This window comes from Neobacillus sp. SRL179 (assembly GCF_984799095.1).
Window position 1 is genome coordinate 2,724,456 of sequence record NZ_OZ481792.1, and the last position, 15,143, is coordinate 2,739,598.

Genomic DNA, 15,143 nt, shown 5'->3' on the forward strand with positions numbered 1-15,143 from the left:
ATTGGTTAGGTTTTTTATGTCTCCTATGATTTTAATTGTTTTTATGTTGTTCAACTGTTTCCACCAATTTAAATAAGAAATGATAGATTAACTGAAAGGCCTCGCCAATTGATATATCCTCATGAAATCCCTCAACATAGTTCAAAGCAAAGTTCAAATTCCAAAGACCATCTTCATGGCTGAACATTAAATCAAATTTTGCTTCCTCGCCATGCAAATGTGCATTGAGCTGTTCCTTAATTACTTGCTCAAATTTCTTTTGGAGCTTTAAACCTAACATAACATCATATGTACCGAAGACATCATCTGCTTCCAGCGAAATGGCATCTACACTAATGACATCAAACCATTTTGATTCTAAGTAAATAAACTCATTTTTTTTCTTTTTTAGATATTCTAGTGGTTCGGATAAGAAAGCAGAGGATTCATTCCGGATCATATTTTCCGTTTCTTTATCACAACGTTCAATATAAGCATCCGTAAAGCGTGCCCCCTCATTCTCAATTAATGGCCCATTGTATTCAAGCTTATTCTTCTCTATATACTCTTTTTCTTCAGGAAAAATTACTATACCATCATTGTTTATACCTTCTTGCTGTTCTGCTATATATTGTTTTAATTGTTCCTTTAACATAAAAATCCTCCAATCAATATTATCTACTATCATATTGAATTTATTTTAACAAAAAAGCAAATTTAGTATGGTAAAAAAGCAAAAAAAGGTGTCAGGCAAATTAATGGTGCCTGACACCTTTCCTTTCATTTAATTTTCCATTACTTTTGTTCCAAATTGTGGGCGTGCAGGTACTGATTCACCTGGATCTTCTGCTTGTTTAGCCCGCTTGATGAAGAGAGCAAGAACTAGTGCGAGTCCCGCGATAAAGACACTGATGAAAAAGGCATCATTGATTCCTTCTAGCATTGCTTTCATAGCGATTTGCTGCTTCATTTGTGCAAGTACTTCCGTTGATGGTGGTGCGGTCAGTTTCTTCATCGCTGCCGCACCAATTTCGGTTGCATGTGTTTTGGCACGTGTCGACATAACTGTTACAAGTAAAGCTGTACCAATCGCTCCCGAGACCTGTGACATTGTATTATTCATGGCCGTACCATGCGGATAAAAACGCGCTGGTAACTGATTTAAACCATTTGTAGTAACCGGCATATTTACCATCGACATCCCAAACATACGGAGAGTATATAAAACAATTAAATGACTATAGGTGATATCCAAAGTTAATTTACTAAATAAATAACTAGTAACTACAGTGATCGTTAGCCCAATAATGGCCAATAACCTCCCGCCAAACCTATCAAACAATTTACCTGTAATAGGCATCATAATGGCCATTACGATTGCACCTGGAAGAAGCATTAAACCGGCATCAATTGGGGAGATTCCTCGAATGGTTTGAACATAAATAGGAAGTAAAAGCATTCCTGAAAACATGGCCATTGTGACCACCATTGAAATAGCAGAGGATAAGGCAAACATTGGGTATTTATAAATTCTAAAATTGAGCAATGGACGCTCTAGCTTTAGTTGACGTAATATAAAAGTTACTAAAGAAATAACACCAATCGTAAGCGTACCGTAGACTTGGGGACTATCCCAGCCTTCTTTACCCGCTGAACTAAATCCATAAAGTATTCCTCCAAACCCAATACTAGATAACAATACGGATAAGAAATCGAGTCGGATATCCACTTTTCCCTTTTTATCTTTAAGCATAAAAAAGCCAATTAATAGAACGATTAAAGCGATGGGAGTTACAAAATGAAACAACATTCTCCAGTCATAGTGTTCAATAATCCACCCTGATAAAGTAGGACCGATAGCTGGAGCAAACATTAATACTAAACCAAAAACCCCCATTGCTGCTCCACGTTTTTCAACTGGAAAACTTGTTAACATGACATTCATTAGAAGCGGCATCATAATAGCAGATCCTGCTGCTTGTGTCATCCGGCCAGTTAATAATAAAGGAAAAGCGTGAGCAAAACCTGCTACTAAAGTTCCGATAGTAAATAATCCCATAGCCGCTAAAAATAATTGCCGAACCGAAAATTTTTGGATTAAAAATGCCGAAAGTGGAATTAAAATTCCGTTTACTAACATAAAACCTGTTGTGAGCCACTGCACAGTTGACGGCTCAATTTTTAAGTCCTTCATAATTGAAGGCAGTGCAATATTTAATAAGGTATTATTTAAGAATGCTATAAAAGCACCAATCATCAAGACTGCAATAATACCATATGGTGGACGATTATTCACTTGCTTGGATAAATCCATCCATTTTCCCCCTTATTGAACTAATCGTTTATTTTTTTATACCCTTATTCCACATCAATAATATAATATACTGTCATTTCAATTATTGCAATAAAAAAAAAGCTCAATTAATGGGTTTGTAATGATGGATTAAATGAGGTAGTATTATTTTATACAAGCAGTATAAATCCAACTATAGGTGATTAAATGTACACGCGAAAACAAAATGTCATTAAGGCTGCACATCAGCTGTTTATTGACAAAGGCTTTCATTCCACTTCTATTCAGGATATTTTAGACTACAGCGGTATTTCGAAAGGGACATTTTATAATTATTTTTCTTCAAAAAATGAATTATTGATTGGGATTTATAAAACCATTAATAAACAACTGGAAAAAGATCGAAATGATTTATTAATAGGCCAAGATCCTTCAAACATTGATATATTTATTAATCAACTCGAATTACAAATGATTACAAATAGAAAAAACAAACTAATCACTATTTATGAAGAGGTAATGTCTTCTAATGATTCTGACCTCAAACAATTCATCCAGGAAACTCGGTTAAATTCACTTTTCTGGTTTTATAGTCGGTTTATCGATCTCTTCGGTGAGGATAAAAAACCCTATATGCTGGATTGTGCGATTATGTTTCAGGGGATTATTCAACATAATTTACAGTATAACCGAATGGCCTATGAAACTGGTGAAAAAGTTAGACAGGTTGTCCGATATAGTGTTGGACGGTTAGTTAAAATGGTAGAAGATGTATCTGAAGCAGAAGTTCAGCTGCTTGATCCTGTACTTTTGAAAAAATGGCTGCCAGCCTGTTCGAGCAACAGACAAGACTTAAAAGCCCAGCTTCTAGATTTAACTGGAGAGTTGAGGAAAAAAATTTCAAAATCTAACCATGAAGAAGATACCCAAGAGAAATGGATCGAATTATTAGACTTTATCCAGGAAGAAATTCTTCATTCTAATACGCCAAGAAGATTTTTGATTGAAAGTACCATTTCCTCATTGAAAGAAGAGACTATTTGGAATAGAGAACTACAGCAGCTTGAACAGTTTATTGTTGATTACTATAAATTATTAAAGGATACCCATTAATTTAGAATCCCCTAATTTGTAAAATTAGGGGATTTTTGCATGTCTGTATATTGTGATGTCTCAGTATCAATATAAACCATGCTTTTCGAAATATCCCAAATAACAAAATGACGTGAGTACTGCCTTGTCAGGACTATTGCTTCTTTCTCTTCTTTAATAAAAATTAGCCCGGAACCCATTTGTTCTTTAAAGAGCCAACCATTGGACTTCATAAAGTCCTTTACGATTTTATAGTGATTATTTCCTTTATTGATTGATATGTACCGGCTTTGTTTTTCTGTTTTTGCAAACTCGACGTGATCTTTATCGGTAAATTTCAATTTCAAGATAGATACCATCAAGGGCAGAGGGTTTCCCTCCTGAAATAAGGCTGATCCAAATACACCAATAATCACACTAAAAACTAATGTGGAAACAAGAATTACGGTAATGAATAATCTTTTTAGTCCCCCCACCCTTTTACCCCCTTAAATAGCTTTACTCTTTATATGACGACTGTGGATGGTTGATGGTTTCAAAACAACATATTTCATTTAAATTACAATTTAAAAAATATCCACTCTCCTGTCCTCGATGTGGTTTAACCTTTTTATTTATTGACTTAATTTTCAAATAATATAAAATTAAATTTAGACTTACGAACTATTTTTAGGAGGGAAAAAGATGAATAAAACAGTTGAAAAACGGCTTATCCGTTCAGAGGTATCAGAAAACCAAACCTGGAATCTAAAAGATTTATTTGAATCTGATGAGGCTTGGGAGGCGGAATTAGCCGTTATTGATAAAGAAATTATACAATTTGATAAATTTAAAGGTTCATTACATACCAGTTCAAAAACTTTTTTGGATTGCTTGTGTGCACAGGAACAACTTTCAATGCGAATTGTTAAGGCAGCGACCTATGCTAGTTTAAAACAATCCGCCGATGGAACTGATCCCGTTAATCAAGCTAATTCAGCCAAGTTTTCTTCCTTACATACAAAAAGTGTGGCAGCTTTATCCTTTATTAATTCTGAAATACTTACACTTGATGAGGGGTCCATTGAACAGTTTCTTCAAGAAGAGCCCAATCTTGAGGCTTTCCGTAAGAATTTACAACAGCTTCTTGAAACGAAAAAGCATAGGCTCACGCCGGAAACAGAAGAAGCACTTGCAGCACTCGGTGAACTCCAAGGGGCTCCCTATCAAATCTATCAAATGACCAAGTTAGCTGATATGGAATTTGCTCCAATTCAAGATACGGAGGGTAACGAACTTCTCATTTCATTTGCATTATTTGAAAACCGCTATGAATTTACAGCCGATACAGATATTCGCAGAAAGGCATATCACTCTTTTGTGCAAACGTTAAAAAAATATAAAAACACCGTTGCCGGTTCCTACGCAACAGAAGTAAAGAAACAACTTGCCCTTGCTCGCTTACGCAATTATGAGTCCGTCACACACATGCTTCTCGAACCGCAGCAGGTAACACTAGAAATGTATAATAATCAAATTGATACTATTTTTAAAGAATTGGCTCCACATATGCGCAGATTTGCCTTATTAAAGAAGCGGGTGCTAGGTCTTGAGCAAATGCTTTTTTGTGACTTAAAAGCACCATTGGATCCGGATTTTAATCCTGAAACAACTTATGAAGAAGCAAGTCAAATCATTTTAGAATCTCTTAAGATTATGGGACCTGAATACCAGGGGATGATCCAAAAAGGGTTCGAAGAAAGATGGGTTGACCTTGCAGATAATGTAGGGAAGTCAACTGGTGCTTTTTGCTCAAGTCCATATGGTGCACATCCATACATTCTCATCACCTGGCAGGATAATATGCGCGGAGCCTTCACATTGGCCCATGAATTCGGCCATGCAGGGCATTTTTATTTAGCTAATAAAAATCAGCGAATCATGAATGTACGCCCGTCCATGTACTTTATCGAAGCTCCTTCTACCATGAATGAAATGTTATTAGGTCAGCATTTACTTGCAAAGTTTGATGATAAGCAAATGCGACGTTGGGTTGTTATACAGCTTTTGGGAACGTACTATCATAACTTTGTCACTCATTTGCTTGAGGCTGAGTATCAGCGTAGAGTATATGCACTTGCTGAAGCAGGCAAGGCTCTAACAGCCAAAACATTAACAGAAGTCACAGGTGCTGTTCTTTCCGAATTCTGGGGTGACACTGTTGAAATCGATGAAGGAGCAAGTCTTACATGGATGCGTCAGCCCCACTATTATATGGGCTTATATCCATACACCTACTCCGCAGGTTTAACCGCATCGACCCTTGTTGCTCAAAAAATCCAAGAAGAGGGTCAGCCTGCAGTATACCGTTGGCTCGAGGTGCTTCGTGCAGGTGGAACCATGAAACCGCTTGAGTTATTGAAACATGCAGGAGTGGACATGTCATCTACGGATCCAATTAAAAAAGCCGTCGCCTATGTCGGTTCCCTCATTGATGAATTAGAACGTTCCTACAATGAATAAATGAGTAATGGTGCCTGACACCACGAGCTTTAGAAAATTCTCTAAAGCTCGTTTTTTTGTGTCTAGGGATAATAAAGGTCTTTAGTTGTTTATTGTGTCTTATCACTCACCTTGATTCTCCTCTCCTTGAAACTTTTCGTAGGCTAATCCGTAAATGGAATAAACAGTATTGAAAAATGATGTTCAAAAGGAGAACCATATGGGAAATATATTTTTATTTACTCTGATTATTAGCATCGCCTCTGTCATTATTTTATTACCCATTCATAAGAGGGATTTGCCGAATGAACAGGGACGGAAACAATTTTTACGATTCATTCTTTTAATTTCCACTCTATTGATAGCGTCAGTCTTTATCTTCTATTATTTTAGTAACTTAGATCGAAACTTCTCTTCTTTATGGCCATTGGCGATCCTCCTTACTTTAGGAGGGACACTTCTTGCCAAAGGTATGGAAAGAAAGATAAAAGGGCTTCTATTTTTAGCAAGTCTAGTTGCCGGCACTTACTTCCTTACAGCCTTTCTTTTTAATGCGGATGAGAAGTACGAAATTGCAAAAATGGACCAAAAAGTTGAAATTCAATCTTTTGATGAAAAAGAAACACCAGCAAGTGTTCCTCCACAATTTGCCCGGAACAAAATGAAAAAGGCATTTGGTCAAGTTCCAAATACAAGTTATTACGAGCTTGGAAACTTACAAATACAAAAGGTGAAGGGCAAGTATGTCTATATTGCGCCTGTTGAATTTTCCGGGTTTTTTAAATGGTGGAAAGGGAATCAGACTCCTGGTTACTTTACTTTAAGTGCAACCGATTCATCGGCAAACCCTAAATTTATACAATCCGAAATGGTCTATACCCCTTCAGCTTATTTTAATAAAAATATCGAGCGTCATATTCGAATGATGAATCCGAAAAAGATTTTTTATGGTGATGTTCAATTAGAAGTGGATGAAAACGGTAAACCTTTTTATATTCGTTCATACGGCAACTTTGTTTCTGCCCGTAATGGCTTCGATGTTAAAGGAATTATAGTAGTAGATTCGAAAAGTGGTGAAACAAAAGAATATTCATTGGCAGATATTCCTGAGTTTATTGACGGGGCTCTTTCTCCGGAAGTTGTTAGTTTGCAAAATAGTTATTTTGGAAACTTAATCCATGGATACTGGAACAGCAAATTTGGAAAATCAGATGTGAAACTTCCGTCAGACGAGGGAACAGAGGCAAATGTTAGTCCCATTTTTGATGAAAATGGGGTCATGTATTATTTCACTGATTTTACGAGTCCAAAAGAAGGCGTTGATTCAATGCTTGGTTATTCATTGACCAACTCAAGGACTGGTAAAGCCATCTACTATACAGGAAACCCCGAACAATCCTATATGGATTCACAGGGGGCATTACAGATTATTGAGAAGAAATTTATTGAAAAGAAATGGCATGGGCAAATGCCTATCCTTTACAACTTCTATGGTGAAGCAAGCTGGTTAACTCCTGTTATGGATTCAAATGGGTTTCTTCAAAATTATTTTATCGTCTCCGCAGCCAATCCGGAAATATCCGTTTATGGTAACACAGCAAATGAAGCTTTAAAACTATATAAAATCTCACTCCAAAAAGGAAAAGGTTCGGTTGACGGAAGTTCAAAAGCGGAGAAAAAGATTATATCTGGAACAGTCCTTCGGGTCTACAAGGAAAAGTCTGGAGATTTTACTGTTGTTTCCATTCTTTTAGACAATCATACAAATTATGTTATTTCATCTGAAAAAGCACCATTGGCCATCTATCTAAAAGAAGGCGATAAAGTAACGCTTCACTATTTAGATACAGGGGAAGATTTCTTACCATCTCAAGAGATTGTAATCGAAGGGTTATAACTACTAAAGGCCGAATTCCTAATCGAATCGGCCTTTTTATTATCATCTTAATAGATTTTTTATGACTATTGCCTGTTTGAAATAAGACTTTGATAGGCAGCAGATGTTCTCACTTCAACGGTTAATTTTCCTTTTCCATAAATGGTTTTAATCAGTAATGGAACACCCGTAGTATTTTGAAAACGAAAATCTGGTCCGCCATAAGACACAGTCGCATCTCTCCCTGCAGGCACATATCCAACCGATAAGGAATGGTGATGCCGTTCAACATAACTAACTCCCACTTGGTCGATGGCATTAAATAATGTCGAAGACGTCTGACAGATTCCGCCGCCAATTCCATCAACCAATTGCTTGTTGACTATCTCTTTTGCAGGTTGGTACCCATGTTCAACGTCACTTGGACCGACAGTTGTATTATAAGAAAAAATATCCTGGGCACCAACAATGATATTATCAATAGCTTTTGCTGAAAGCTCTATATTTTTAGAACGGCCAACCACTCCACTGTTAAAATAGGTTGTAAAGGAACCTATAACTACCTCGTTCAAATGTGGAACATCTTCAGGCTTATAGCCGCTTTCTGTCACCGTAATAGGCAGCTCTACGTCTCCCCCGCTGATAGAGGCAATCATTATTCTATCTACTAAAATAGCTTCATCTAAGATAATTTGTGGTTTTCCCTTGATAATCTGGCTATTCTCATCAATTTTGTCAAGCACCATACGTTGGTCATAGCCTTCCATTGTTTCCGTCCCTCGCGCTAGCTCTTTAGACCACTTTTCTATTTCCTTCTTATATAATTGCTGATCTGTATGGTAACCTACCTCTTCTGGTAAAAAAGTTTTAATAATTTTTTTCGACTTTGGATCAATTACATTTACTTCAACTGGTTTTTGTTCTTTTATTTTTTCGGGTTCAACTGCTGGCTTTTGGGCAGGTTTTTGCTGCGTCTCCGTAACCATTTCTTTTTGAGGCTTTTCGTGTGCCCTATCTTCTGTACAACCAGCCAAACCTATTAAACTACCTATTATCATCCATGTGACTGCCCTAATACGCTTTACCATTTCCTCAACTTCTCCTCTTATCTAGTTTCTTAAATGACTCCTGCCAGTACTACTGGTTTACCGTTAGGAAATACTCCCATTCACCCATTTTATTCTATGCAGTATGTCCATATTACTAAGAAGGAGGTTAACCATGATTAATGTTATAAAGGCGTAAAAAAGCAGCCCTAAACTCTCGTTTAGGGCTGCTTTTAAGGTAGATAAAGTTTTAGCTAACTCCACTTTTCACCATTGGTTGAACCACTTTTGGCTCAGCATACTCAGGTGTATTTTTCTTATAAGTATACCAATAAGCCATCGCAATAAATACCGTTCCGCCCACCGCATTCCCTAAAAAAACAGGAATAAAATTATGAAGATATTCAAGCCATGAAAAATGTCCTGCAAAAATGGCGGCCGGTATAACAAACATATTTGCGACTACGTGTTGAAATCCAATTGCGACAAAAGCCATCGTTGGAAACCAAATACCGGCAATTTTCCCAACCATATCATTTGCCCCATATGAAAGCCATACAGCTGAGGCAACAAGCCAATTACAACCAATACCCGAAATAAAAGCTTGGATAAGGGAAGCTTCCAGCTTATGTTCGGCAATACTAACGGTCTTTTCCAAATATGGTGCCGATTCTGTTAATCCAACCACATGCCCGAAAAAGTAGGCAACAAATATAGCTCCAATAAAGTTACTAACCGTTACAAGAAACCAATTATATATAACCTGTCTTGTACTGACCCTTTTCGCAATCCTTGCAAGTGGTACGGCCATCATATTCCCTGTTAAGAGCTCACCACCGGCAATTAAGGTGAGGATTAGCCCAATCGGAAATACGGATGCTCCAATTAAGTTACTTAATCCTTCTAGATTACCAGACAAAGGTGCTGTAACACGAATGAATAGTAAATAGCCTAAAGCAATAAATGCCCCTGCTTCGAAACCTAAGATTAATGTCTGAACTGGAGAATATTTTGTCTTTGTAACACCATTTTCTACGGTGATTTCCATAATTTTATCGGGTTTGTTGTATCCCATTTGATATACTCCTTTTAATTAATTGTTTTCTTGATTGATTTGTGAAATATTAAACATAACCTTATTTTATAGTAATTTCTTCTAGAAACATGTGAATATTTCTTTAACTATTTTAAAGCGCTTTCAACTACCTTCATATAAGGCAGCAAAAGGGTTTGTGGCAATATCCCAAAAAGGGAATTGATCTGTTAGGGTAAAAGAACTTCCATTTTACACTAAGGAAGTTCTTTAGCTGATTACTATAGTAATTTTTCGACAAAACTAGACAAATTTCAAAAGGTGTCCCGAAAATTAATGAAAAGTGTGTTATAATATATATGATGCACTGATTTATTAGGCTAAATTAACTATAATCTTTAAATAAATCTACTTATTTTTATTGCTCTTAAAGATTTTGCTATAGAAATTTATGGAAGAAAAGGTGGTATAACATGGGAAATTCAATCGAAACCGTTTATTTCTTAGAGAATCCTGAAAAGAATATTATTAAATTTGCTACTGGCACACAGCTTCGGTACGAGGATATTATCAAAGAGGTATTTGGTGTAGCCTGTATCAATGATTTAAACATGATGCTACAGTATAATAAAAGTTTTCAAACAAGTATTTGTAATAGTTATGGAATAAGTGAAAAGAAAATTACTTTAGATAAGGTACTTCGTGTTGCTTCAAAAACAGATTTGCTGCGGTTAAAGAACTATTTAATTGAGAAACAACATAAAGATTTAAATAATGAGGTTCAATTAGAAGAAGAAGTTACCATCGATCGACCTTTTGACTCCGTCATAAAGCTCCAAGAAGGTATTTATCAATGGGATGATGCAAAATTCTCCTACAATGCTGTAACTCATGGTGCCTAACACCTTTGATGAACTATTCAAAGGCTAGGTGCCTTTTTTCTTTTCTATAGTAATTCTTGTGTGCCTAATTCACCTTAACCACAACCATTACAGAGAAAAAATAGTTATACATCTTGTAAATGCAAAAAAGGGTGTCAGGCACCATTATTGCCTTAGACCCTATTATTAACTTATTTATATAAATAGTCACGGGTCCATGGAATAAAGTTATTGGTACCCTTTGTAAAGATAAATTGACTGAGGTCTATATTCCCTGTTAGGAAAGAAGCAGAGCATGCATTTAGGTATAAACGCCACATACGAATAAAGCGTTCATCCTTGGTTTTTCTAACTTCATCAAGTACATTTTCAAAGTTTTCTGCCCATTTTTCTAGCGTTTTTGCATAATGCCTCCGCAAACTTTCAAAATCGGTTAAATAGAAATTATACTCAGTAATATAATTGACTAACTCGTTTACGGATGGGATGTAGCCTCCTGGGAAAATATATTTATCAATCCAAGCATTTGTGGCACCTTCTTTTGGGGAAGTGATGGTGTGCAGAACAGATAGACCACCCTCCACAAGTAAATCATTTACTTTTTGGAAATACTCTGGCAGGTGATCTTGGCCAACATGCTCAAGCATCCCCACACTGACTATCCGATCAAAGCTTTGCTTTTTCAAATCGCGATAATCCATTAAATGGACCTCAACGGATGACTCCAATTGCTCCAACTTAATCCGTTCCTTTACTCGAGCAAATTGTTCCTCTGATAAGGTAATCCCGATAGCTTTTACGCCATAGCGTTTAGCAGCAGTTATAATTAATTCTCCCCAACCACATCCAATGTCTAAAAGGCTTTGTCCCTCAGTCAGGCTCAACTTTTTAAGTATATGGGCCACTTTATTTTGTTGAGCCGTTTTCAGAGAATCTGTAGGTTCCTTAAAGTAAGCACAAGAATAGGTCATCGTTTCATCCAGCCATAGCTTGTAAAAGTCATTACCAATATCATAATGGAAAGCAATGTTTTCTTTACTTCGTTTCGTTGTATTGGATATTTTTTTCAGCAGCTGAGTAGTAAAATTACTATTACCTAAAAAACTTTCCTGACTTCGATACATAGAGGTCACGATCTCTCGTAGATCGCCTTCAACTTCGATAATCCCATCCATATATGCTTCTCCGAAGGCGACTGATGGGTTTGCCAGTATTTCGGCCTTTGGAATAATATCTCGAAAGATGAGTTTAAATTGCGGCTCGCCCTCTCCATATTGCACTTTTTCACCATCCCAAAAAGTAATCTCTACAGGTATAGAAAATGTCTTTTTAAGAAACGTTTTATAAAATAATTTATCAATCATTATTCAGCACCTCTAGGAATTATTATTTGTACATTTACCAAAAATAAACACATAAGAAAATCAGATAATACCTATCGTTTAAATCGGATTTTATCGTAAAAAAATAATCGACTTCAAAGAATTGATTATGGATTCCACACGTCTAGGAACAACCTTCAAAATATTTCGCATCACGAATAATATCCTTTGCTATCTTAAACCCAATTGACTATTTATATCAAATAATTAAACGCCATTCATTTCTATATAAAAATAAAAATGCCAGGAATCCTTCATAAATGGAAGAATTCCTGGCGATTGGTCATACTAATTAATGTTAAGCTGTTAAAACGAAGTTTATTTCCTTTTTTTCTTATTTGACGTTGTCATTCTTCCTAGTATAAATGCCCCGGCGGCAACACCGATAAGGGTATTTGTTTTTTTGTTAAATACTTGTTTAGCAACCAGATTTAAATTTTGCGGTCTTTCAGCAAGTCGTCTCATAAAATACCCATACCAGTCATTTCCGAAAGGAACATACGTACAGAAGTTATAGCCTTCGCTCGCCAATTTAAGCTGCAGCTCCCTTCTAAATCCATACAACATTTGGAATTCAAATTGATCATTCGGAATATGGTTCTGCTTTACAAAATCAATTACATGGTTAATGATTTTGTGATCATGGGTAGCAATTGACGTAAACTTTCCATTTAAAAGATGCCATTCAATCAATTTTATATAATTTGCATCAATATCTTTTTTATCCTGGTAAGCGATTTCTTCGGATTCCTTATAAGCACCTTTTACCAACCGAATACGATAATTCTTATATTTTTCAACGTGTTCTAATGCATTGTGGTAATATGCTTGGATGACCGTACCCACGTTTTCAAATTCGATCGACAGATCGTCCAATAAATCAAAGGTAAGCTCTAAATGTTTAAACGTCTCCATATCAATATTGACAAACATATCAAATTGACTTGCTTTGGCGACAATCTCTCTTAAGTTATTTAAACAAAATGAATAATCAATATCTAACCCTAATTGTGTCGGTTTGATTGAGATATGTGCATCCACCTTATTCTCATGAATCGCTTCGATAACCTCGAGTATTTGTTCTTTGGCAGCCGTTGCCTCTTCTTCTTTAAAAACGAACTCGCCTAAATTATCAACTGTACAAGAAATCCCGTGAGAATTTAGCTCCTTAATACTTTTAATCACTTCAGGTATATTTGTACCTGCAACAACGCTTTGGGCGCCCATTTTTAAGCCATACTTTTTAGCAGTTGTATTTAGAAATTGATTTTGGGATAATCCCATAAATAGATCTTTTAACATGGCGATAACTCCTTGCTGATTGATGGTTATATCATCATTATAGCATACGCTTTCAATAAAATTTGTTTTGCGAATTTTCCAAAATATATTACTTTGTATATTTACAAACTAACTAAATTTGTACATAAAAAAGCCCATTTCTATTAGAAATGGGCTTTTAAATACCATGCATATGGTAGAAACGGTGTCAGGCACCACAAATTAATTTTCTGCTACTTTGGTTGCAACCTTGGAAGATTTTGACTTAATTTCCCCTTTTGACTCATCTCCCGGTTGTTTCACACGTTTGATAAAGAATGCCAATACTAGGGCAACAGCAGCAATAAACGTAGCAATTAAGAAGGAGTAATTAATTCCTTCTAATGTAGCTTGCATCATAATTTGTTGTTTCATTTGTGCAAGAGCTTCTTGTGTTGGCTGCTCAGTTAATTTTTTCATTGCAGCTGCGCCTAGTTCTTTTGCATGCGATTCAGCACGGTTTGACATAATGGTTACCATGAGCGCAGTTCCAATTGCACCAGCCACTTGGTTTAATGTATTATTCATCGCCGTACCATGTGGATAAAAACGTTTAGGTAATTGATTTAAACCATTAGTCGAAACAGGCATCATACACATGGCCATCCCTAACGACCGAACCGAATACAAAATGATTAAATGTGTATAGCTTGTCGTGAGAGTTAATTGACTAAAACCATATGTGGTTATGGTGACAATCGCTAACCCAATAACAGCAAGGATTCGGCCACCAATTTTATCGAATAATTTACCCGTAACAGGTGACATGAATGCCATCAAAATGGCCCCTGGCATAAGCAATAGACCGGCGTCCATTGGCGAAATACCACGGATGTTTTGCACATAAATAGGTAATAGCAGCATTCCGGAAAACAAAGCCATATTTACTACCATAGTAATAACCGATGATAAGGCAAACATTGGATATCTATAGATTCTAAAATTTAACAAAGGTAATTGTTGTTTTAACTGACGCAATATAAAAATAACCAACGAAATGACACCAATAATAATGGTTCCATAAACTTGAGGGCTGTCCCATCCCTTACTTCCTGCAGAACTAAACCCATAAAGAATCCCGCCAAAACCGATACTTGAAAGGATAAGCGATAAGAAATCAAGGTGAACAATGACCTTTTCTTTCTTATCTTTTATCATGAATACACCTAGTAAAATAACGATAATAGCAATTGGTGTGATAAAGTGGAACAGCATTCTCCAGTCATAATGCTCAATAATCCATCCTGATAATGTTGGACCAATGGCTGGAGCAAACATTAAGATTAATCCAAATACCCCCATTGCTGCTCCTCTTTTTTCAATTGGAAAGCTGACTAACATAACATTCATTAACAGTGGCATTAATATAGCTGAGCCTGATGCTTGTAACATCCGTCCGCCCAAAAGAAGCGGAAATACATGGGCAAAACCCGCAAGGATCGTACCTGCAGTAAATAATGTCATGGCCGCTAAAAAAATGTGCCGGACAGAAAATTTTTGGATTAAATAAGCACTAATCGGAATTAATACCCCGTTTACTAGCATAAATCCAGTCGTCAACCACTGAACTGTTGATGCTTCAATATTTAAGTCCCTCATGATAGAAGGCAAAGCAATGTTTAATAACGTATTGTTTAAAAATGAAATAAATGCTCCAATCATCAACACTGCAATTATTCCGTATGGTGGACGATTGGTCTTTTTTATGGATTGATCCATTAATGTTTCCCCCTTAGACGCTTTGTTCATTTTCTTGTACT

General features: G+C 36.3%; 12 protein-coding genes. 4 read left to right on the top strand and 8 right to left on the bottom strand.

Annotated features, from left to right (window positions below):
* Positions 1 to 31: 31 nt before the first annotated feature.
* Positions 32 to 634 carry a branched-chain amino acid aminotransferase gene (locus AC4E8C_RS13395; RefSeq protein ID WP_490207184.1) on the bottom strand — a complete coding sequence of 201 codons (603 nt, stop codon included), beginning with the start codon at positions 632 to 634 and terminating at the stop codon, positions 32 to 34.
* 129 nt (positions 635 to 763) lie between these two features.
* Positions 764 to 2,293: a DHA2 family efflux MFS transporter permease subunit gene (locus AC4E8C_RS13400; protein ID WP_490207185.1), complete on the bottom strand. Its 1,530-nt coding sequence runs from the start codon at positions 2,291 to 2,293 to the stop codon at positions 764 to 766.
* 186 nt (positions 2,294 to 2,479) lie between these two features.
* Between AC4E8C_RS13400 and AC4E8C_RS13405 the strand changes: the two genes are divergently transcribed.
* A complete protein-coding gene (locus AC4E8C_RS13405) occupies positions 2,480 to 3,385 on the top strand; it encodes a TetR/AcrR family transcriptional regulator (protein WP_490207186.1) in 906 nt (301 codons plus the stop codon).
* Positions 3,386 to 3,396: 11 nt separating this feature from the next.
* On the opposite strand, the gene AC4E8C_RS13410 is transcribed toward AC4E8C_RS13405, so the two are convergent.
* On the bottom strand, positions 3,397 to 3,840 hold the full coding sequence (locus AC4E8C_RS13410; RefSeq protein ID WP_490207187.1) for a hypothetical protein: 444 nt from the start codon (positions 3,838 to 3,840) through the stop codon (positions 3,397 to 3,399).
* A gap of 208 nt (positions 3,841 to 4,048) precedes the next feature.
* On the opposite strand from AC4E8C_RS13410, the gene pepF reads away from it, so the two are divergent.
* Both pepF and AC4E8C_RS13420 read left to right on the top strand, forming a co-directional pair.
* The gene (gene pepF, locus AC4E8C_RS13415) at positions 4,049 to 5,866 is read left to right on the top strand and encodes an oligoendopeptidase F (protein WP_490207188.1); all 1,818 of its coding nucleotides are present in this window, start codon (positions 4,049 to 4,051) and stop codon (positions 5,864 to 5,866) included.
* A gap of 199 nt (positions 5,867 to 6,065) precedes the next feature.
* Positions 6,066 to 7,742, top strand: coding sequence for a hypothetical protein (locus tag AC4E8C_RS13420; RefSeq protein ID WP_490207189.1), 1,677 nt, complete (start codon positions 6,066 to 6,068; stop codon positions 7,740 to 7,742).
* 65 nt (positions 7,743 to 7,807) lie between these two features.
* On the opposite strand, the gene AC4E8C_RS13425 is transcribed toward AC4E8C_RS13420, so the two are convergent.
* Positions 7,808 to 8,809, bottom strand: coding sequence for a VanW family protein (locus AC4E8C_RS13425; protein ID WP_490207190.1), 1,002 nt, complete (start codon positions 8,807 to 8,809; stop codon positions 7,808 to 7,810).
* Positions 8,810 to 9,017: 208 nt separating this feature from the next.
* Positions 9,018 to 9,842: a formate/nitrite transporter family protein gene (locus AC4E8C_RS13430; protein ID WP_490207191.1), complete on the bottom strand. Its 825-nt coding sequence runs from the start codon at positions 9,840 to 9,842 to the stop codon at positions 9,018 to 9,020.
* A 431-nt stretch (positions 9,843 to 10,273) separates the two neighbouring features.
* Between AC4E8C_RS13430 and AC4E8C_RS13435 the strand changes: the two genes are divergently transcribed.
* The gene (locus tag AC4E8C_RS13435; protein WP_490207192.1) at positions 10,274 to 10,702 is read left to right on the top strand and encodes a hypothetical protein; all 429 of its coding nucleotides are present in this window, start codon (positions 10,274 to 10,276) and stop codon (positions 10,700 to 10,702) included.
* A gap of 170 nt (positions 10,703 to 10,872) precedes the next feature.
* Here AC4E8C_RS13435 and AC4E8C_RS13440 read toward each other — a convergent pair whose 3' ends face one another.
* The 3 genes from AC4E8C_RS13440 to AC4E8C_RS13450 all read right to left on the bottom strand — a co-directional run bounded on the left by AC4E8C_RS13440 (position 10,873) and on the right by AC4E8C_RS13450 (position 15,102).
* Positions 10,873 to 12,045 carry a class I SAM-dependent methyltransferase gene (locus AC4E8C_RS13440; RefSeq protein ID WP_490207193.1) on the bottom strand — a complete coding sequence of 391 codons (1,173 nt, stop codon included), beginning with the start codon at positions 12,043 to 12,045 and terminating at the stop codon, positions 10,873 to 10,875.
* A 336-nt stretch (positions 12,046 to 12,381) separates the two neighbouring features.
* A complete protein-coding gene (locus tag AC4E8C_RS13445) occupies positions 12,382 to 13,365 on the bottom strand; it encodes a proline dehydrogenase family protein (RefSeq protein ID WP_490207194.1) in 984 nt (327 codons plus the stop codon).
* A gap of 201 nt (positions 13,366 to 13,566) precedes the next feature.
* Entirely contained in the window at positions 13,567 to 15,102 is a 1,536-nt protein-coding gene (locus AC4E8C_RS13450; protein ID WP_490207195.1) for a DHA2 family efflux MFS transporter permease subunit, read from the bottom strand.
* Positions 15,103 to 15,143 lie beyond the last annotated feature (41 nt).

Bases quoted from the DNA above. Each gene is read 5' to 3' on its own strand.
- AC4E8C_RS13395 (WP_490207184.1), bottom strand. From the start codon at position 634: ATGTTAAAGGAACAATTAAAACAATATATAGCAGAACAGCAAGAAGGT.
- AC4E8C_RS13400 (WP_490207185.1), bottom strand. From the start codon at position 2,293: ATGGATTTATCCAAGCAAGTGAATAATCGTCCACCATATGGTATTATT.
- AC4E8C_RS13405 (WP_490207186.1), top strand. From the start codon at position 2,480: ATGTACACGCGAAAACAAAATGTCATTAAGGCTGCACATCAGCTGTTT.
- pepF (WP_490207188.1), top strand. From the start codon at position 4,049: ATGAATAAAACAGTTGAAAAACGGCTTATCCGTTCAGAGGTATCAGAA.
- AC4E8C_RS13420 (WP_490207189.1), top strand. From the start codon at position 6,066: ATGGGAAATATATTTTTATTTACTCTGATTATTAGCATCGCCTCTGTC.
- AC4E8C_RS13425 (WP_490207190.1), bottom strand. From the start codon at position 8,809: ATGGTAAAGCGTATTAGGGCAGTCACATGGATGATAATAGGTAGTTTA.
- AC4E8C_RS13430 (WP_490207191.1), bottom strand. From the start codon at position 9,842: ATGGGATACAACAAACCCGATAAAATTATGGAAATCACCGTAGAAAAT.
- AC4E8C_RS13435 (WP_490207192.1), top strand. From the start codon at position 10,274: ATGGGAAATTCAATCGAAACCGTTTATTTCTTAGAGAATCCTGAAAAG.
- AC4E8C_RS13440 (WP_490207193.1), bottom strand. From the start codon at position 12,045: ATGATTGATAAATTATTTTATAAAACGTTTCTTAAAAAGACATTTTCT.
- AC4E8C_RS13445 (WP_490207194.1), bottom strand. From the start codon at position 13,365: ATGTTAAAAGATCTATTTATGGGATTATCCCAAAATCAATTTCTAAAT.
- AC4E8C_RS13450 (WP_490207195.1), bottom strand. From the start codon at position 15,102: ATGGATCAATCCATAAAAAAGACCAATCGTCCACCATACGGAATAATT.